At 64.6% G+C, this 18,340-nt stretch carries 16 protein-coding genes; 10 read left to right on the top strand and 6 right to left on the bottom strand.

Annotated features, from left to right (window positions below; translation table 11 throughout):
• The first annotated feature begins 82 nt into the window (after nucleotides 1-82).
• From I6F20_RS16980 to I6F20_RS16970, 3 genes are all read left to right on the top strand, one after another.
• Nucleotides 83-856: a ferredoxin--NADP reductase gene (locus I6F20_RS16980; RefSeq protein ID WP_036014229.1), complete on the top strand. Its 774-nt coding sequence runs from the start codon at nucleotides 83-85 to the stop codon at nucleotides 854-856.
• Between the two features lie 313 nt (nucleotides 857-1,169).
• On the top strand, nucleotides 1,170-2,858 hold the full coding sequence (locus tag I6F20_RS16975) for an FMN-binding glutamate synthase family protein (RefSeq protein WP_370129210.1): 1,689 nt from the start codon (nucleotides 1,170-1,172) through the stop codon (nucleotides 2,856-2,858).
• Between the two features lie 98 nt (nucleotides 2,859-2,956).
• Nucleotides 2,957-3,196 (top strand): PilZ domain-containing protein, encoded by a 240-nt coding sequence (locus I6F20_RS16970; RefSeq protein WP_036014228.1) that lies wholly within the window; start codon nucleotides 2,957-2,959, stop codon nucleotides 3,194-3,196.
• Nucleotides 3,197-3,374: 178 nt separating this feature from the next.
• Here the strand turns inward: I6F20_RS16970 and I6F20_RS16965 are convergent, their stop codons facing one another.
• A complete protein-coding gene (locus I6F20_RS16965; protein ID WP_036026403.1) occupies nucleotides 3,375-4,670 on the bottom strand; it encodes a hemolysin family protein in 1,296 nt (431 codons plus the stop codon).
• A gap of 244 nt (nucleotides 4,671-4,914) precedes the next feature.
• On the opposite strand from I6F20_RS16965, the gene I6F20_RS16960 reads away from it, so the two are divergent.
• Nucleotides 4,915-6,990, top strand: a complete 2,076-nt coding sequence (locus tag I6F20_RS16960) for a methyl-accepting chemotaxis protein (RefSeq protein ID WP_225127057.1) — start codon at nucleotides 4,915-4,917, stop codon at nucleotides 6,988-6,990.
• A gap of 217 nt (nucleotides 6,991-7,207) precedes the next feature.
• On the opposite strand, the gene I6F20_RS16955 is transcribed toward I6F20_RS16960, so the two are convergent.
• The 4 genes from I6F20_RS16955 to I6F20_RS16940 all read right to left on the bottom strand — a co-directional run bounded on the left by I6F20_RS16955 (nucleotide 7,208) and on the right by I6F20_RS16940 (nucleotide 11,933).
• Nucleotides 7,208-9,178, bottom strand: a complete 1,971-nt coding sequence (locus I6F20_RS16955; protein ID WP_109141692.1) for a carbohydrate porin — start codon at nucleotides 9,176-9,178, stop codon at nucleotides 7,208-7,210.
• Nucleotides 9,179-9,562: 384 nt separating this feature from the next.
• Nucleotides 9,563-10,516, bottom strand: a complete 954-nt coding sequence (locus I6F20_RS16950) for a DUF1194 domain-containing protein (protein WP_225127056.1) — start codon at nucleotides 10,514-10,516, stop codon at nucleotides 9,563-9,565.
• 206 nt (nucleotides 10,517-10,722) lie between these two features.
• Nucleotides 10,723-10,986 (bottom strand): hypothetical protein, encoded by a 264-nt coding sequence (locus I6F20_RS16945; RefSeq protein ID WP_036014244.1) that lies wholly within the window; start codon nucleotides 10,984-10,986, stop codon nucleotides 10,723-10,725.
• Between the two features lie 140 nt (nucleotides 10,987-11,126).
• Entirely contained in the window at nucleotides 11,127-11,933 is an 807-nt protein-coding gene (locus I6F20_RS16940) for a creatininase family protein (RefSeq protein WP_225127055.1), read from the bottom strand.
• Between the two features lie 153 nt (nucleotides 11,934-12,086).
• Here I6F20_RS16940 and I6F20_RS16935 point away from each other — a divergent pair, with 153 nt between their 5' ends.
• From I6F20_RS16935 to I6F20_RS16910, 6 genes are all read left to right on the top strand, one after another.
• Entirely contained in the window at nucleotides 12,087-13,109 is a 1,023-nt protein-coding gene (locus I6F20_RS16935; protein ID WP_225127054.1) for an ABC transporter substrate-binding protein, read from the top strand.
• A gap of 209 nt (nucleotides 13,110-13,318) precedes the next feature.
• A complete protein-coding gene (locus tag I6F20_RS16930) occupies nucleotides 13,319-14,134 on the top strand; it encodes an ABC transporter ATP-binding protein (protein WP_225127053.1) in 816 nt (271 codons plus the stop codon).
• Entirely contained in the window at nucleotides 14,131-14,949 is an 819-nt protein-coding gene (locus I6F20_RS16925) for an ABC transporter permease (RefSeq protein WP_057027478.1), read from the top strand. Before I6F20_RS16930 ends, I6F20_RS16925 begins: the two co-directional genes overlap by 4 nt.
• Complete coding sequence (locus tag I6F20_RS16920; protein ID WP_057027479.1) at nucleotides 14,949-15,938, top strand: 2-hydroxyacid dehydrogenase; 990 nt, start codon at nucleotides 14,949-14,951, stop codon at nucleotides 15,936-15,938. The genes I6F20_RS16925 and I6F20_RS16920 overlap by 1 nt, the downstream gene beginning before the upstream one ends.
• The gene (locus I6F20_RS16915; protein ID WP_036014220.1) at nucleotides 15,938-16,660 is read left to right on the top strand and encodes an AprI/Inh family metalloprotease inhibitor; all 723 of its coding nucleotides are present in this window, start codon (nucleotides 15,938-15,940) and stop codon (nucleotides 16,658-16,660) included. Before I6F20_RS16920 ends, I6F20_RS16915 begins: the two co-directional genes overlap by 1 nt.
• A gap of 94 nt (nucleotides 16,661-16,754) precedes the next feature.
• A complete protein-coding gene (locus I6F20_RS16910; RefSeq protein ID WP_225127052.1) occupies nucleotides 16,755-17,531 on the top strand; it encodes a tetratricopeptide repeat protein in 777 nt (258 codons plus the stop codon).
• A 5-nt stretch (nucleotides 17,532-17,536) separates the two neighbouring features.
• On the opposite strand, the gene radC is transcribed toward I6F20_RS16910, so the two are convergent.
• Entirely contained in the window at nucleotides 17,537-18,250 is a 714-nt protein-coding gene (radC, locus tag I6F20_RS16905; protein ID WP_225127051.1) for a RadC family protein, read from the bottom strand.
• Between the last annotated feature and the right edge of the window lie 90 nt (nucleotides 18,251-18,340).

Genomic DNA, 18,340 nt, shown 5'->3' with positions numbered 1-18,340 from the left:
CCATGGCAAATGGTGACCGCCCGATTTCAGGGCCGGGCAACGCTTTTGCCCTAAAACCGCAGTTATTCGGAATATCGAAATCATGAGCGCGTTTTACCGAGAGAAGGTTCTTTCCGTCCACCACTGGACCGACACGCTGTTCAGCTTCCGCGCCACCCGCGATACCGGCTTCCGGTTCCAGAACGGCCAGTTCGCCATGATCGGCCTCGAGGTCGATGGCCGGCCGCTGCTGCGGGCCTACAGCATGGCGAGCGCCAACCACGAGGAAGAGCTCGAGTTCTTCTCGATCAAGGTGCAGGACGGTCCGTTGACCTCGCGCCTGCAGAAGATCAAGGAAGGCGACACCATCCTGGTCGGCCGCAAGGCGACCGGCACGTTGATCACCGACAACCTGCTTCCCGGCAAGCGGCTGATGCTGCTCTCGACCGGCACCGGCCTTGCGCCCTTCGCCAGCCTGATCAAGGACCCCGAGGTCTACGACCAGTTCGAGTCCATCGTGCTGGTGCATGGCTGCCGTCAGGTCTCCGAGCTCGCCTATGGCGAGAAGCTGGTCGCGACCCTGCGCGAGGATGAGCTGTTCGGCGAGCTGCTCGCGGATAAGCTCGTCTATTATCCGACCGTGACCCGCGAGCCGTTCCGGAATCGCGGCCGCATCACCGACCTCATCAGCTCCGAGCAGATCTTCAACGACATCGGGCAGGGCCCGCTCGACATCGCAACCGACCGCATCATGATGTGCGGCAGCCCGGCGATGCTGGAAGAGCTGAAGCAGATGTTCGAGAGCCGCGACTTCGTCGAAGGAAGCGGCAACAAGCCCGGCCATTTCGTGATCGAGAAGGCCTTCGTCGAGCGCTAAGCACCACGGTCTCGTGTCCCGGACGCAGCGCCCCTTCGCCGGTGCGCTGCAGAGCCGGGGTCCATCTCGCCGCATCGTATGCTGTTGCATTCTGGGTCCCGGGTCTGAGCTTGCGCTTGTTCGGGACACTGCATGGCTTGCGCCGCCTCCAGCCTGACCCCATCCGACCCCTCTGCTGCACCGCAAAATCCGTCCATCCGGCTGATTGATTTGTCTCGGCCGAATTCGCTAGCCTGAAACAAGGGCGGCGTCATATCCGTATGACAGGCGCGGGCGTATCGTGACGCCTTCTGCTGGCGAGAGGATCGGAATCGTGGCCGACGACAACAAGACGCATGCATCCCCGAAACGCCTGCCGCTGGCGGAGGAGGGGATCATGGAAACCCTGCTGCTGCCCTTCTCGCCGCGCTTCATCGTGCTGACGATCTGCGCGGTGGTCACCGCGCTCCTGATCGGCATCGGCATCTCCGACGGCAAGATCTTCGACATCCTGCTGATTCCGATCCTGATCTTCGGCGCGCTGACCCTGCTCGGCGTCCGCGATCTCCTGCAGAAGAGCCACGCGGTGCTGCGCAACTACCCGATTTCGGCGCATATCCGCTTCCTGCTCGAAGAGATCCGCCCCGAGATGCGGCAATATTTCTTCGAGAGCGAGAAGGACGGCATGCCGTTCTCGCGCGACACCCGCGCGGTGGTCTATCAGCGCGCCAAGATGGAGCTCGACAAGCGTCCTTTCGGCACCCAGGAGGACGTCTATCGCGAGGGCTATGAGTGGATGCATCACTCGGTCTCGCCGAAGGCGCATGCGACGGAGAAATTCCGCGTCGTGATCGGCGGGCCGGACTGCGCAAAGCCCTATTCGGCCTCGGTGTTCAACATCTCGGCGATGAGTTTTGGCGCGCTCAGCCCCAACGCCGTGCGCGCGCTGAATGCCGGCGCCAAAAAGGGTGGTTTCGCCCATGACACCGGCGAGGGCGGCGTCAGCCCCTATCACCGCGAGATGGGCGGCGACATCATCTGGGAGATCGGCTCGGGCTATTTCGGCTGCCGTCATCTCGACGGCAGCTTCGATCCCGAAGCGTTCGCGCGCGTCGCCGGCGACGACCAGATCAAGATGGTCGAGCTCAAGGTCAGCCAGGGTGCCAAGCCCGGCCATGGCGGCGTGCTGCCGGCGGCCAAGGTCTCCGAGGAGATCTCCAAGATCCGCGGCGTCGCCATGGGCGAGGACTGCATCTCGCCGGCCTCGCACCGCGCCTTCTCGACGCCCGTGGGCATGATGCAGTTCATCGCCGAGATGCGCCGCCTTTCGGGCGGCAAGCCGGCCGGCTTCAAGCTCTGCATCGGCCATCCCTGGGAGTTCCTGGCGATCTGCAAGGCGATGCTGCAGACCGGAATCTATCCTGATTTCATCGTCGTCGACGGCAATGAGGGCGGCACCGGTGCCGCGCCGCTTGAGTTCATGGATCATCTGGGGATGCCGATGCGCGAGGGCGTCAATTTCGTCCACAACGCGCTGGTCGGCATCAATGCGCGCGACCGCATCAAGATCGGCGCCTCCGGCAAGATCGCGACCGCCTTCGACATGGCGCGCGCCATGGCGATCGGCGCCGATTGGTGCAATTCGGCGCGCGGCTTCATGTTCTCGCTCGGCTGCATCCAGTCGTTGAGCTGCCACACCGACCGCTGCCCGACCGGCGTGGCGACGCAGGACCCGACGCGGGCGCGCGCGCTCTACGTGCCGCTCAAGATCGACCGCGTGCACAATTATCACCACGCCACGCTGCACTCGCTGACCGAGCTGATCGCCGCGGCCGGGCTCGAACATCCGCAGCAGCTGCGGCCGATCCATTTCAGCCAACGGACGTCGACGACCCAGGTGAAGTCGTTCGCGCAGCTCTATCCGGCGCTGCGTCCGGGCGAGCTGCTCGAAGGCACGGAAGACCCGCGGTTCCGCGACGCCTGGCAGATGGCGCGCGCCGAGACGTTCCAGCCGGCGTTGTAAGATGCGGGCTGCGGCTGCCGTAGGCCAGGGACCTCAAATTGCCGAGAGCGGAGGGTAGGGTTTAACGGCTGGTTCAACTTTGGGTGTAGATTCGCCCCATGGACGAGCGACGCGACAAGGCCCGACATCGCGTGCTGAAGGCCGGAACGATCGAGTTCGGCGGCGGCGCGATCGACTGCACCGTCCGCAATCTCTCCGATACCGGCGCCGCACTCGACGTCGCCAGCCCCGTCGGCATTCCCGATCATTTCACCCTGTTCGTCCAGGCCGACGGCACGCATCGGACCTGCACGGTGGTCTGGCGCAAGGAAAAGCGGATCGGGGTCAGGTTCGGGTGATGATGTTTCCCTCTCCCCTTGTGGGAGAGGGTGGCTCGCCGCGTAGCGGCGAGACGGGTGAGGGGTTCTATCCGCGAATCCAATTTTCGATTGAATGTGCGGAGACAACCCCTCATCCGGCGCTTCGCGCCACCTTCTCCCACAAGGGGAGAAGGAAAAGCGGGTGCGCCGTCACCTGCTACCCCGTCTCGACCTCAGTCAATCGGCTCGCCAATATCTTGTCGATCCTTCGCCCGTCGAGATCGACCACCTCGATGTGCCAGCCGCCGAAATCGAAGGCATCGCCGACATCGGGCAGCATGTTGAATTGTTGCAGCACGAGGCCTGCGACCGTGTTGTAGCGATGCGGCGGCAGCTCGATGCCGAGCAGTTCGCCGAACTCGTCGACCGGCATCCAGCCGGAGACCAGCAGCGAATCGTCGTCGCGCCTGATGAAGGCCGGCTCGGGCGGTCCCTCCTCGGAATGAAAGGCGCCGACGATCGAGTAGAGGATATCGGCGGCGGTCACCATGCCCTCGAAGGCGCCGTATTCGTCGTAGACGAGCCCGACGTGAACTGGGGCCGCTTTCAGGATGGTCAGCACGTCGCGCGCATCTGCCGACACCGGGATGCCGGGCGCCTCGCGCACGAGCGCGCGCAGGTCCGGGCTGCGTTCGTTCATATAGGCGATCAGCAAATCCTTGGCCTGCAGCACGCCGATCGGCTTGTCGCGGTCGCCGTCGGAGACGGGAAAGCGCGAATGCGGGCTCTTGGCGATGATGTCCTGGATGGCGGCGGGATCGTCGTTCAAGTCGATCTCGTCGACCTCGGTGCGCGGCGTCATGACCGCGCCGACCGGCCGGTCGCCTAGCCGCATCACGCCGGCGATCATCTCCTTCTCGCCCGGCTCGAGCACGCCTGCGCTCTCGGCCTCGCTGACGAGGTGATGGATCTCGTCCTCCGAGACCTTCTCCTCGGCCTTGCCGCCGCGGCCGAGCAGTGTGAGGATCAGCTTGCCGGAGACGTCGAGCAGAAACACGAGCGGCAGCGATATTTTCGCGAGCGCGTGCATCGCCGGCGCGACCCGCACCGCGATGCTCTCGGGGTCGCGCAGCGCCACCTGCTTCGGCACCAGCTCGCCGACGATCAGAGTGCCGTAGGTGATGAGCGTGACCACGATGCCGACGCCGACGATGTCGGCAATACCTGGGGACAGGCCGAGCTCGAGCAGCCATTGCGTCAGCCGCTGCCCGAGCGTCGCGCCCGAGAACGCTCCGGAGAGCACACCGACCAGCGTGATGCCGATCTGCACCGTCGAGAGGAACTTGCCGGGATCGGCCGCCAGCGTCAGCGCCCGCTCGGCGCCGCGCACGCCCTTGGCCGCGAGCAGCGACAGCCGCGCTGGGCGCGATGACACCACGGCCAGCTCCGACATGGAGAGCAGGCCGTTGATGACGATCAGGACGACGACGATGGCGAGTTCGAGCGAAAGCATTGACGTTCCGGAGGTAAGCAAGTGTGGCCGGGATGCCGGCAAGCCACTGATATAGGTATTCAGTGCGGAAGTGCTGGCGATTCTGCTTGTTCATGCCGAAAGGGAACCCGCGCGCGACGGCGTTCCCAAGGGCGTCCGCGACGACTTGACACCCCGCGGAACTACGGATCGTTGCTTAACGAGCCCTTAGTGGCCCGCCGGCTAGGTTTTCGACATTGCAGAAGTAAAGTCGGGGAACCTGAGGATGCGGATCGGGAAGCTTTTTGCGCTGTCGATGCTGACGGTGACGGTATTTGCAGTCATTCTCGGCGCCGAGGTGCTGATACCGCAGGCCCGCATCTTCACGAACCGCTCCGACGCGATCAAGACGGTCGATGCCTTTGGCGCGACGCTGATGGCCAGCCAGCACGTCGCCAGCCTTCGCGCTCCCTATATCGGACCGATCTTCCAGGAGGGCGCCGCAACGCAGGCGCAGCTCGAAGCTGCGACGAAGGCCACGAAAACGGCCGAGGCGGGCTTCGAGGCCGCAACGCGCGCCGTCATGGTGCTGGATGACGGCGGCGCGATTGCCGAGAATCTCGACCGTGCAGCGCGGCGGCTGAAAGACATCACCGCCGCGGCCGATCGTGCGATGAGCGTTCCCCTCGCGACGCGCGACAGCGCCGTGACAAAGGGCTTCCTGCCCGGTGTTGCCGAGGTCCTCGCCAATCTCGAGCCTGTCATGAACAAGCTCGAGGCCAAGGTGATCAACGCCGATTCCTCGCTTGCGGCGCTGTTGAACCTGGCGCGGACGGCGCAGGACCTGCGTGTTTCGGCCGGCAGCCGTGCGGCCACGCTGTCCCCAGCGCTCTCCGCGCGCCGTCCGCTCACCGCGGCCGAATTGTCGCTGATGGACCGCATGCAGGGACGCGTGGAGGTCGATCGCGAGCGCATCGAGGCCGGTCTCGAGCAACTCGGAAATCCCGTCCGCATCGCCACCGCGCTGAAGGCTGCGACGGAATCATATTTCGGAAAAGCTGCAGTTGCTGTGGACAAGGAGCTTCCTGCGGCCCGGAGCGACGGCAAATATGCTGCCACCGCCGACGAACTGGCGAAGGTCATCGTGCCGGCCATCCAGATGTTCTACGGCGTGCGCGACGCCGCGCTGGCGGAAGCCGCCGAGCGTGCCTCGGCCGCGCGCGACGGCGCGCTGGCGATGCTCGCACTGGCCGGTGTCGCCGTGCTGGCCCTGCTCGGCACGCTCGGTGGCGTAACCATCATGCTGCGCAGGCGTGTGGTGACGCCGCTCGGCCGGATCGCCGACGTGATCGGAGCGCTCGCCGCCGGGCAGCACGAGGTCGAGATTCCGGCGACGGGCCGCAGCGACGAGATCGGCCAGGTCGCAGGCTCGCTCCAGCATTTCAAGGATTCGCTGCTCGCCAAGAAGTCCGCCGACGAGGCGGCCGCGATCGAAGCGGAAGCGAAGCTGAAGCGCAGCCAGCGCATGGATCAGATCGCGCGCGAGTTCGAAGCCATGATCGGCGACGTCATCAACACCGTCTCATCGGCATCCTCGGAGCTGGAAGCCTCCGCGGGAACGCTGACGAGCACGGCCGAGCAATCGGAAAAGGTCACCGCGACCGTTGCCGCCGCATCCGAGCAGGCCTCCACCAACGTGCAGACCGTTGCCGCCGCGGCCGAGGAGATGGCCTCGTCGGTCGACGAGATCAGCCGTCAGGTTCAGGATTCCGCGCGCATCGCCGGCGAGGCCGTGCAGCAGGCCGGGCGGACCAACGAGCATGTCGGCGAGCTCGCCAGGGCTGCGGGGCGGATCGGCGACGTCGTCGAGCTCATCAGTCAGATCGCCGGCCAGACCAACCTTCTGGCGCTCAACGCCACCATCGAGGCGGCGCGCGCCGGCGAGGCCGGTCGCGGCTTCGCGGTCGTCGCGTCCGAGGTCAAGGCGCTGGCCGAGCAGACCGCCAAGGCGACCGGCGAAATCAGCCAGCAGATCTCCGGCATCCAGGCCGCGACGGAGGACTCCGTCGGCGCCATCAAGTCGATCGGCGACACCATCTCCCGCATGTCCGAGATCGCGTCCGCCATCGCCGCGGCGGTCGAGGAGCAGGGCGCAGCGACGCGCGAGATCTCACGCAATGTGCAGCAGGCCGCGCGCGGCACCCAGCAGGTCTCCGCCAGCATCGTCGACGTGCAGCGCGGTGCCAACCAGACCGGATCGGCCTCCTCCAACGTGCTCGCATCGGCGAGATCGCTGTCCGGCGAGAGCAGCCGGCTCAAGGTCGAGGTCGGAAAATTCCTGGACGCGATCCGCGCGGCGTGACGAGCGTCTCTCGCCGCTTGGTGAGGCAATCGCATTGAAGAGCGACGTGCCCGCGGTCCATCCTTCGAGACGCCCGCCTCTGGCGGGCTCCTCAGGATGAGGACGGACTATGCGGCAGCTATTTCCACGGGCGCCGGTGTTGCTTAGCCTCATCCTGAGGAGACCGCGACGCGGTCGTCTCGAAGGACGCGTCGCGCGCACCGAAGTCGCGTCGAGCTCAGAACTCCCCGTGCAGCCGCCCCGAAAACACCGACACCGGTCCGCGGTCGGCATTGTAGGCGGGGTTGACGATGAGCTGGTAGTCGGCGGTGAGGGTGATGTTCTTGTTCACCGCATAGGCGTAATAGGTTTCAAGGATACGTTCCTTGCGGTAGTTCAGCGCGCCGTCGCCGACCAGCACACCAAGGCCGCCGGCGGCGAGGAAGTCGCGATAATCCTGCGAGATCGCATTGATCGCGCCGCCGACGCCGATCACGTCGTCGGGTCGGCCCCAAGTCGTGCCTTTGATCGAAACGCCGCCGGACAGGCTGCGATGAATGTCGGTGAAGGCCAGCGTTTCTGTCTTGCCGTCGTTCCAGCTCCAGCGGCCGAACAGGCCGACATCGTCGGTGATCGCCTGCTCGAGGTTGAGCACGTAGCCGTACTTCAGGCGGCCGCGCCGGGTCTGCGCGATGTCGAGATTGAGCGCGGGATTGTCCAGCGTCTCGCGGAAGCTGCCCATGTTGGCGCTATCGAGCCAGCCGATGGTCCTGAGCTTGCCCGGCCGGCCGAACAGCGAGAAGCGCGTCTCGAGCTCGAGCAAATATTGACCGCGCTCCCCGACCCTGGTGTCGAAGTGATTGGCGTTGGACTCGGAGACCATCAGGAAATAGCCGCCGCGTAGCGCCCATTGCTTCTGATTGAGCTCGGCGGTGACGCCGTAGGTGAGACCGACCTTGTCGGCGGAATAGTCGAAGGCGCCGGGCGCCCAGATCGACCAGTTCATGAAATCCCGGCGCGTATCCTTGGCGTAGGCATTGCCGTCGAACACGTCGATCACCGGAAACTTGCCGGCCTGAATCGTCAGGCGCGACACGTCGACCTTCTGCCCCAGCTGCAGCTGACCGCTCGCGAGCTCTTCCTGCTCGCCGCCGAAGCCGAAGGTCTGGCGCACGAACAGGCGCGAGGTGTTGTAGTGCGGATAGGGGAAGTTCGACTTCTGCGCTTCGCCGTTCGGGAAGCCGGCCGCACCGACCGTGTCATTCAGCCCAAATCCCTGCAGCAGCTCGGGATTGTAATAGACCTCGCCGCCGTCCCACAGCCGCGCGTTCAGGAACAGGCTGTTGCTCCAGGTCGCTTTGGCCTGCCGCGATGGCGACAGCGAGTTCGGCCCGGTATAGAGCGCGGGAAAGGATGGATAGCCTTGCGGAAGATAAGTGGTCTGGCCGTGAATCTCCCAGCGGTCCGATTCGGTGTCGATCAGTGAGCTCTTCGGATCATAGCTAGGCAGGCCCGGCCAATCGACCTTGCGGTTGAGGCCGAGCCTGACCTGCTGGAAGTCGAGCGACGAGGACGTGTATTGCGCGCCCGTGGAGAAGGCGACGTTGGCGCCGTCGAAGCGGCTGTAGAGATATTCGAGCCGCGCGCTCCAATGCGGCGCGAAGGCGTATTCGAGGCCGGCGCCTGCGACCCAGCCGGGCCGCGTGTTCAGGATCTTCGGGATTTCGGCGCCGGAGGCCGGCGCGTCGAAATAGCGCTCGCCCATCCAGGCGAAGCCGCCGGTGGCATAGATGAGCCAGGGACCGCTGGTGTAGCCGACGCGGCCGCGCACGCTCGCGGCGTAGTCCCATTGCTGGGTGACGGTGTTGGCGGGCGTTGCCAGGAACGAGACGATCGAGTTCGAGGTGATGTAGTTGGGAAACGTAAAATCGCCTTCGACGCCGACCAGCCAGCCGGAGTTGAGGCGGTAATTGTAGCCCGCCTGCACGCCGCCGATCATGCCGCTGAAGACGCCGCTGTCGCCGAGTGCGGTGCCGTCGTTCAGCGCGAAGCGCGACGAGCCGCGGCTGTAGCCGGCATGCGCGCCGATATAGAGACCGGTCCAGTCATAGACCGCTCTCAAGGCCGGCTCCTTCAGCGGCAGATCGGCCGCGCGGCCGGCGGTCGGAAAAGCCAGCACGCCCGTGGCAATCGCCGCGGCCGTTCGCAAGCACCGGTGTCTGTGACCTCTCAACGCCAAACGCACGCCCCCAAACGCGAATGTGTCCCACCCGCCGCGATATCCCTGCCGGGTCGCGGCGATTCTGTCACCAGGCCTCCGCGTTCGAGGCGACCGGCCGAGATGGTCTCGATTCGCCTCGACTTCGTCCCAAGCTCCTGAATCTGCGACAAGCCTTATTGCGAATAATTCGCAAGAGCAACTGACGTGCGTTGTCGTAGAGGAGAGTTCGCACCACTGTGTGACACGGGTGCAACAACGCCTCTTCTCGGCCAGCAACCTGGACAGCTCAAGCAGAGCCCGGCCTCTGCGGGAGGACCTATCCGGGACGGATGGGAGGGGCGACGGGCCGGCCTCCCGGGCCGGCGGAAGCATCTAGCAGCCGCGGCAGATGCCCTTGATCTTCTTGTCGAGCAGCGCGTCTTCCTTGCTGGACGGACTGCTCGCCGCCGGTTTGCTCATCGCCGGACCATTGCTCGCCGGTGTGATCGCGCCCCAGCGCTCCTGCCAGAGTTTCTCGCCGATCGTGCAGAGAACCCGCGGCTCCTTGTCCGTAGAGGGCGCCGGCGATTGTTTCGGCGTGAGGCCCGCCACCTCGAGAGCCAGCTTGGTCCGGATCGCCTCCTCGAAATTTTCACGGTTGGTGATCGGCACAACAAACGAACCTGGGCCGCCAATCACGCAATCCTCATAGTACCAATCGATATGATCGATATGCTGAAAGTCTGTCGGAGCAGCGGGTGTCGCGTTGGTCATGACCGGCAGGCCTGTGATGACGAGGCCTTGCTGCAACGCTGTGTCGCGCGCTGAGGTGACCGGATCGCCATTGCTGTTGGGGCCATCGCCCGAGACGTCGATGATACGGCGCGGACCACTGTAGGGGTTCTGCTCGAATAGCGAGGCGGCGAACTTAATTGCACTTGAAATCGAGGTGCGCGAACCGCGGCGGATCGGTGCATTGGTGATTTCAGTTGCGACCGCCTCAGCCGCTCCCGGCCCGTCGATCTGTCGCCAGGGAACGACAATTTTCTGGTCGCTGGTCGATGACCATTCGAAATAGGTCAGCGCGATCTTGCCGGCAGGACCGGCTCGCACCGCCCGGAGAAACTCCTGCGAGACGATGGCCTTGGCATAGCCTTCGCGTTGGGCTGCAAGGTCATCCGGCTCCATTGAGTAAGAAACGTCGACTGCGATGACGAGCTCGAGGTCTACGGCAGGGCGGCTGTCGCCCTGGGTCGCCGTTAGCGGCTGTGAGGCCGGCTCGGGACATGCCTGTGTCGATGTCAGGATCGCAATCAGGATCGATCCAATTGAGATCTGCCAACTCACGCTCGCCCTCCAGCCACCCATTCGTATCCTGACACGCGGAACGTGCAATCGGAAGGGTTGTCCGACTCATCATGGGCTGTTCTGGCCGCAACACGAATGACCCGCCCGGGGGGACAGCCGGGCGGGGTCGGGGGCACGACACGGGGTGGATGAGGCGCCCGTGTCGGACGCGGGATCCACGTGGAGATCGGCCTCAGATACTCAGATCAGTAGCAGGTGCGAACGCGGCCGACGTACTGGCCGAAGGCGTTGTACTGGGCGACCCAGCCGCAGCGGTGATAGCCGTGGTAATAGGGATCGTTGCTGGCGGCGATCGCGGAGCCGACGACGGCGGCGGTGGCGATGCCGGCACCGACGCCCCAGACCCAGCCGGGCTGCTTGGCTTCGGCCGAGGTGGTGGTGGATGCGATGCTGCCGGCAACAGTGAGAGCAGCGAGAGCTGCGGCGGCAATCTTGGTCTTGATCGACATGTGAAACTCCATCCGGGGTTGAGGCGGTCCGTTGTGGCCCGCGTGCCCAGTTGGACGGAGGCTGCTCGCGTCCGGTTCGAAGACTGCAAATGCGCTCGCGAAGAATAGATCTTTCCTGAATGAATCCAGGAAGATGCCCCCTAGCCGAGGGGACCCTTGGCAAGCCTGTTCACGTCGAAGTTATCGACCTCACCCAGCAGCTCGCAGAACGCCGTCGCGCCCTGATCGAGCAGCTGCTCGCCCTTCTCTGGCTGCGCCAGCGTCGCGTTGCCGACGGCACCGCTGGTGTTGAGATCCTGCGCCTGCCAGGCGAACGGCGCCGGCCGCTGCGTCGACAGCCAGCGATATTGCTGCTCGATCGCGATGCTGCTCGCGGGAAAATCGGCGATCGCATCCTTGCGCACCTGATCCGGATAGCGCGCCAGCATGATCGAGGTCTCGACCGCGCCGCCGTGAATGCCGTGCCGCACTTCATCGGCCGGGAACAATTTGTCCGCGCCCGAGAGCCGCGACCACGACGTCGTCACCACGAACAGCTTGTGATGCGCGCGCAGGTCCTGCGCAACCAGCATCATGGCCGCGCTGTTGCCACCATGGCTGGTGACGATGACGAGCTTCCTAACGCCGCGGCGTGCAACGTCCGCGCCGATCGCTGCCCATTTCCTCAGCGCGATTTCAGTCGGCAGCGTCTGCGTGCCCGGATAGTCGATATGTTCGGTCGAAATCCCGACCCGTTCGACCGGGAGGAAGCTCGCCGGAATGCTGGTGGGTAACAGCTGGCGCACACGTGCCAGATAGGCGTCCGCGATCAGCACGTCCGTCGTCAGCGGCAGATGCGGGCCGTGCTGCTCGGTTGCCGCCAGCGGCAGCACCGCGATCCAGCGCGACGCCTCGTCCGGGCTCGCATCAGCCCAGTCGATGTCGATCCAGTCGCGGGAGGGCGTCATCGAGGTTTCCTTGCCCGAATTTGTCACGTAATTTGCGGTATGAGGGGATGCGGGCCCGGGCGGCTCGCATCCCCTGATGTCATGCGGTTCTATCGCGTTGCCTTCACCCGGACCAGTCGCGATTGGGCCAGCCACGATCGACGGAGTGCCATTATGACCCCCTTTCATCTGCGGCGAGCGTTAGTTGCGGGCTTGTTGGCCGCTCTCGCCTCCTTTGCGCCGGCGCGCGCCCAAACGCTCGACAAGGTCACCTTCGGCACCAACTGGGTCGCCGAGGCCGAGCATGGCGGCTTCTTCCAGGCGGTCGCCGACGGCACCTACAAGAAATACGGCCTCGACGTCACCATCGTCCCCGGCGGCCCGAACGAGAACAACCGGATGCTGCTGATCGCCGGCAAGATCGATTTCTTCATGGCCGCGAACACGCTGATGTCGTTCGATGCCGTCGCCAACAACGTTCCCGTCATCACCATCGCCGCGATTTTCCAGAAGGATCCGCAGGTGATGCTGACGCAGCCTGATGCCAAGGTCGCCAAGCTCGAGGACCTCAAGCCGCTGACGCTGTTCGTCTCCAAGGAAGGCATGACCAGCTACTTCCAGTGGCTGAAATCCGAATACGGCTTCAGCGACAAGAACGTCCGCCCCTATAATTTCAATCCGCAGCCCTTCATCGCCAACCCGAAGAGCGCGATGCAGGGTTACGTCACCTCCGAGCCGTTTGCGGTGGAGAAGGCCGCCGGCTTCAAGCCCAATGTGCTGTTGCTCGCCGATTACGGCTTCAACACCTATTCGACGCTGATCGAAACCCGCCGCGAGATCGTCGAGAAGAAGCCCGACCTCGTGCAGCGCTTCGTCGATGCCTCCATGATCGGCTGGTACAATTACCTCTACCGGGACAATTCCGCCGGCAATGCCCTGATCAAGCAGCTCAACCCGGAGATGACCGACGATCTCCTGGCCTATTCCGTCGTCAAGATGAAGGAGCACGGCATCGTCGATTCCGGCGACAGCTTGAAGAACGGCATCGGCGCGATGAGCGACGAGCGCTACGCCTCCTTCTTCAACAAGATGGTCAAGGCTGGGGTCGTGAAGGCGGATCTCGACTACCGCAAATCCTACACGCTGCGCTTCGTCAACAAGGGCGTCGGCATCGAGCTGCGCCCGAACAAGCCCTAACGCATGGTGAGGTCAGGCGTAGGTGGCTCGGCATTCTACACCTCTCCCGACGGGAGAGGTCGCATCGCATCACAAGATGCGATGCGGGTGAGGGGTTACGCTCTCTCGTGGGACCTGAAGCCCCTCACCCGGCGCTACGCGCCGACCTCTCCCCGTCGGGAAGAGGTGAGGGACGCTGCTCGACCGATGCCCACAGCTGCCGGCCATCGATGATCGACCACAAGGCCTCATCTACCGTCGAGGCCAGCCTGACGGCTCTCGCCGTCAGCCTGCGCGGCGTGACGAAGGTTTACGACAACGGCGTGATGGCGCTCGGCCCGTTCGACCTTGCCGTCCGCAAGGGCGAGTTCATCTCGCTGCTGGGACCCTCCGGCTGCGGCAAGTCGACGGTGTTGCGGCTCGTCGCAAGCCTCAGAGCGCCGTCATCAGGCACGGTGCGGGTGGCGCGTCATGAGGGCGAGGCGCAGCCAGGTCACGGCATCGGCTTCGTGTTTCAGGAGCCGACCCTGATGCCCTGGGCCAACGTCCGCGAGAACGTGCGCCTGCCGCTGAAGCTCGGCGGCGTGCCGAAGGGGGAGGGGCGCGCGCGTGCCGACGCGGCGCTGGCCAGCGTCGGCCTTGCTGATTTCGCCGATGCCTTTCCGCGCGAGCTCTCCGGCGGCATGAAGATGCGGGTGTCGCTGGCGCGTGCGCTTGTCACCGATCCCGATATCCTGCTGATGGACGAGCCGTTCGCCGCGCTCGACGAGATCACGCGCTTCCGCCTCAACAACGATCTGCTGGCGCTGTGGCGAGGCTTACGCAAGACCGTCATCTTCGTCACCCATTCGGTGTTCGAATCCGTCTATCTGTCGCAGCGCGTCGTCGTCATGACGGCGCGCCCCGGCCGCATCCAGGCCGACATCCGCATCGAGACGGTCGAGCCGCGGGGCGAGGAGTTTCGCACCTCGACGGCCTATTCCGATTATTGCCGACGCGTGTCGGCCGCGCTGGCGCCGTCCTATTCGGGGCAGTCGACGCTATGAACGCTCAAGCTCCCGTGCCCGCAAAATCGTCCGGCGCGCAACGCGCGATGCGCTTCGTGCTGCCCGTCATCGTCTTCGCAGCCGGCCTCTTTGCCTGGGAACTCGTGGTCCGCATCAGGGAGATCCCGCCTTACGTGCTGCCGGCGCCCTCCGTCATCGTGCTGACACTGATCAAGGACTGGGCGGTGCTGTCACAATCGCTGGCGACCACGCTTGTCACCACGCTCGAAGGTTTTGTCGCCGCCAGCATCGGCGGCATCGCACTGGCGCTGCTGTTCAACCAGTCGAAATGGGTGGAATATTCGCTGTTCCCCTATGCAATCGTGCTGCAGGTGACGCCTGTCATCGCGATCGCGCCGCTCTTGCTGATCTATCTGGAGCAGCAGACCGCGGTGGTCGTCTGCGCCTTCATCGTCGCCTTCTTCCCGGTGCTGTCGAACACCACGCTCGGGCTGAACTCGGTGGACCGCAACCTCGCCGGCCTGTTCCAGCTCTATGGCGCATCGAAGCCGCAAACCCTGCGCTTCCTCAAGCTGCCGGCGGCGCTGCCCTACATTCTCGGGGGCCTGCGCATCGCCGGCGGCCTGTCGCTGATCGGCGCGGTCGTGGCCGAGATCGCGGCCGGAACGGCCGGCGCCGGCTCCGGGCTCGCCTACAGGATCGCCGAGTCAGGCTATCGCTTGAACATACCCCGCATGTTCGCCGCGCTGCTTCTGTTGTCGCTGGCCGGGATTGTCATCTATGGGGTGCTGGCGCTAGTTTCCCACCTCGTTTTACGGCGCTGGCATGAGAGCGCGCTTGGAAAGGAAAACTGATGGCTGCCGGTTCGATTTCGTCCGAAAAGATCGACCTTCTGATCTATGGGCCGGTGCGGCCGATCCTCGAGAACGGGTTTTCCGATCATTTCGTCGTGCACAAGGCAGAGACGCGCGGCGATCTCGAGCGGCTGACGCCGGCGGTCCGCGACAAGATCCGCGGCGTCGCGGTGACCTACCACACCGTGCGCGCGGACAAGGACTCGCTGTCGCAGCTGCCGAAGCTGGAGATGGTGGCGAGCTTCGGCGTCGGCTACGACCACATCGATGCCAAATATGCGGCCGAGCACGGCATTATCGTGACCAACACGCCCGACGTCTTGACCGAGGAGGTCGCCGACGTCGCGATGGGCCTTCTGATCTCCACCTTGCGCGAGTTCATCAAGGCCGACCGCTATGTCCGCTCCGGGCTCTGGCAGACCCAGAACTATCCGCTCAGCGTCGGCTCGCTGCGCGACCGCAAGGTCGGCATCGTCGGCATGGGCCGGATCGGCCAGGCCATCGCGCGCCGGTTAGATGCCTCGCTGGTGCCGGTGGTCTACCACTCCCGCAATCCCTCCAAGGACGTCTCGTACAAGCACTATCCTGACCTGATCGAGATGGCGAAAGCGGTCGACACGCTTGTTGTGATCGTGCCCGGCGGTGCCAGCACCAACAAGATGATCAATGAAGAGGTGCTCAAGGCGCTCGGCCCGCGCGGCGTGCTGGTCAACGTCGCCCGCGGCTCGGTGATCGACGAGCCGGCGCTGATCCAGGCGCTGAAATCCGGCACCATTCTCGCCGCCGGGCTCGACGTGTTTGCGGCCGAGCCGAACGTGCCCGACGAGCTCAAGACCATGCAGAACGTCGTGCTGCTGCCGCATATCGGCTCGGCCTCGGTGGTGACGCGCAACGCCATGGACCAGCTCGTGGTCGACAATCTCAAGGCCTGGTTCGCTGGCAAGGCGCCGCTGACGCCGGTTGCGGAAACGCCGGTCAAGGGACGCTGATGATCGCTCGTCGCCTTCTCGCATATGTCGTTGCGGCCTGCCTGGCCGCGATCGGCGCCGTCGCGGCCTCCTTGGCCGCGATCGGCATCGCGCATGCGCAGGATGCGGCGAGCCTGAAGAAGCAGATGCCCGGACAATGGGAGCTCTCGACCACCGAGCGCAGCAAGACCTGCGTCGTCACGCTGAAGGCTGACGCCGCAGGCCAGGGTTTCAAGCTGGAGCTGGAGCCGTCCTGCAAGACCGCGCTGCCCTTCACCAAGGACATCGTGGCCTGGAGCGTGAGGGGCCTCGACATCGTGCGCCTGCAGGATGCGACCGGCGAAGCCGTGATCGACTTCACCGAGGTCGAGGCCGGCATCTTCGAGGGCCTGCGCCAGGGCGAGGGCGTCTACATCCTGCAGGATCTCGCCGCCGCGCGCTCGATGGCAAAGTCAATGGACCAGATGATCGGCGATTGGTCGATGGTGCGCCGCAACGGCCAGCCGGTGTGCGGGCTGACGCTGACAAACACCGAGGCTGATGCGGACAATTTCCAGGTCTTCCTCAAGCCGAGATGCGACGCCACGATCGCGCAGTTCAACCCGACGCAATGGCGCCTCGAGCGCGGCCAGATCATCCTGATGTCGAAATCGGGCGAAGCCTGGCAATTCGAGGCCGACGACAACGCGCAGTGGCGCCGCGTCCCCGACACCGCCGATCCCCTGATCATGCTGCGGCAGTAGGGCGTCGGCCGAGACCGCTAAGGCCGCGCGGCGTTTGGTCGTGCCCTGACGGGACGAACTCGGATGGGCCAAAAATCGCCTTGACCCCGGAATATTGCCGGCTCGAACTTTTCTCGCATCTGGAGAGACCAAGACAGGAATCGTTCAAACTCGATCGGGCTTTGACATGAAATTCGTTGCCCTGGCCTTTTCGTGCCTTCTGCTTGTCGCGGCGCCCGCCAGCGCGAATGACAGCCGCACCTTCAATGCGATGGTCGCGTTGGCCAATCGCGGAGATGCGGAGGCGCAATATCATGTCGGCATGATGCACAATAACGGCATCGGCACACAGCAGGATCGCAGCCAGGCATTCGAGTGGTTTCAAAAATCGGCCGCGGCCAACGATCCGCTCGGAGCCTATAAGCTCGGCTGCTATTATGACGGGCAAGGCGTGGGCGTCGTCGCAACGGATCCGGATCAGGCATTGAAGTACAAGCTTGTGTCCGCCAAGGCCGGCTACGCGCGTGCCCAGCACGATGTCGCTCTCATGTATGACCGGCAAGGGAATTCGGAAGAAGCGCTGAAGTGGTGGAAGATGGCCGGCGACCAGGGGCTCCCTAGCGCCCTCTTCAGCCTGTCCCGCGCATATTCCGCAGGAAAGGGCACGCCGAGGGACGTGTCCCTGTCGTATGCCTATTTCAAGCTGTCGAAGGTGGCGCCGGCCAAGAATGTCAACGAGATGGCTTCGATGTTATCGAAGCCTGAGCTCGAGAAGGCCGAGAAACTGGTTGCGGAATGGAAGCCGCAACCGACCGCTCTGACGCTGAAGGCATTCGCCGGCATCACAGCCGCGGAAAACCACTTGAAAGCCGCCAAGAACCAGGCGTTCTGATTGGCCTAGATCAACCGCATTCCGCGCAGGCTCGCATGCCCGTTCTTGCCGACGATGATGTGGTCGTGCACGGCAATCCCGAGCGGTTTTGCGATGTCGATGATCGCCCTGGTCATCTGGATGTCGGCCTGCGAGGGCGAGGGATCGCCGCTGGGGTGGTTGTGCACCAGGATCAGCGCGGTCGCGGACAGCTCGAGCGCGCGCTTGATCACCTCGCGCGGGTAGACCGGGGTGTGGTCGACCGTGCCGGTCTGCTGCACCTCGTCGGAGATCAGCTGGTTGCGCTTGTCGAGGAAGAGCAGGCGGAATTGCTCCTTGTCGGCAAACGCCATGCTTGTGCGGCAATAGGCGATCACCTCGTTCCAGGATGACAGCGCGTTGCGGCTGTTGACCTCGCCCTTGGCAACGCGATGCGCGGCCGCGGCGATCAGCTTGAGCTGGTTGATCGCGGACTCGCCGACCCCCTCGACCTCCCGCAAGCGCGCCACTGGCGCATGCACGACCTCGGCGAACGAGCCGAAGGTCTTGATCAGCGTCTTCGCCAGCGGCTTGGTGTCGCGCCGCGGCAGCGCGGCAAACAGCGCCATCTCGAGCAGCTCGTAATCGCTGAGCGCATCCGCGCCCGCGCTATAGAAGCGCTCGCGCAGCCGCTCGCGATGGCCGAGATAATGCGGCGTCTCGTCAGGCTTGCTTTTGTCGTGGTCAGGCTTCGCGGGCATCGGCCGCCAGCATTGCCGGGGATGGTGGTTTTTGCAACCGTCAATTGCGCGCGCCTTGCATAGGTGCGCTTCCGGCATGAAGCGGATGAT

The organism is Bradyrhizobium sp. IC3123, from assembly GCF_020193625.1.
Lineage (GTDB): Bacteria > Pseudomonadota > Alphaproteobacteria > Rhizobiales > Xanthobacteraceae > Bradyrhizobium > Bradyrhizobium yuanmingense.
Note: the sequence above shows the minus strand (reverse complement) of the source record. Positions and strands in the feature narration are given on the sequence as shown.

What these genes read in the sequence shown, in the direction of transcription:
- I6F20_RS16980 (WP_036014229.1), top strand. Translation starts at nt 83, where the DNA reads ATGAGCGCGTTTTACCGAGAGAAGGTTCTTTCCGTCCACCACTGGACC.
- I6F20_RS16970 (WP_036014228.1), top strand. Translation starts at nt 2,957, where the DNA reads ATGGACGAGCGACGCGACAAGGCCCGACATCGCGTGCTGAAGGCCGGA.
- I6F20_RS16965 (WP_036026403.1), bottom strand. Translation starts at nt 4,670, where the DNA reads ATGCTTTCGCTCGAACTCGCCATCGTCGTCGTCCTGATCGTCATCAAC.
- I6F20_RS16960 (WP_225127057.1), top strand. Translation starts at nt 4,915, where the DNA reads ATGCGGATCGGGAAGCTTTTTGCGCTGTCGATGCTGACGGTGACGGTA.
- I6F20_RS16945 (WP_036014244.1), bottom strand. Translation starts at nt 10,986, where the DNA reads ATGTCGATCAAGACCAAGATTGCCGCCGCAGCTCTCGCTGCTCTCACT.
- I6F20_RS16940 (WP_225127055.1), bottom strand. Translation starts at nt 11,933, where the DNA reads ATGACGCCCTCCCGCGACTGGATCGACATCGACTGGGCTGATGCGAGC.
- I6F20_RS16935 (WP_225127054.1), top strand. Translation starts at nt 12,087, where the DNA reads ATGACCCCCTTTCATCTGCGGCGAGCGTTAGTTGCGGGCTTGTTGGCC.
- I6F20_RS16930 (WP_225127053.1), top strand. Translation starts at nt 13,319, where the DNA reads ATGATCGACCACAAGGCCTCATCTACCGTCGAGGCCAGCCTGACGGCT.
- I6F20_RS16925 (WP_057027478.1), top strand. Translation starts at nt 14,131, where the DNA reads ATGAACGCTCAAGCTCCCGTGCCCGCAAAATCGTCCGGCGCGCAACGC.
- I6F20_RS16920 (WP_057027479.1), top strand. Translation starts at nt 14,949, where the DNA reads ATGGCTGCCGGTTCGATTTCGTCCGAAAAGATCGACCTTCTGATCTAT.
- I6F20_RS16915 (WP_036014220.1), top strand. Translation starts at nt 15,938, where the DNA reads ATGATCGCTCGTCGCCTTCTCGCATATGTCGTTGCGGCCTGCCTGGCC.
- radC (WP_225127051.1), bottom strand. Translation starts at nt 18,250, where the DNA reads ATGCCCGCGAAGCCTGACCACGACAAAAGCAAGCCTGACGAGACGCCG.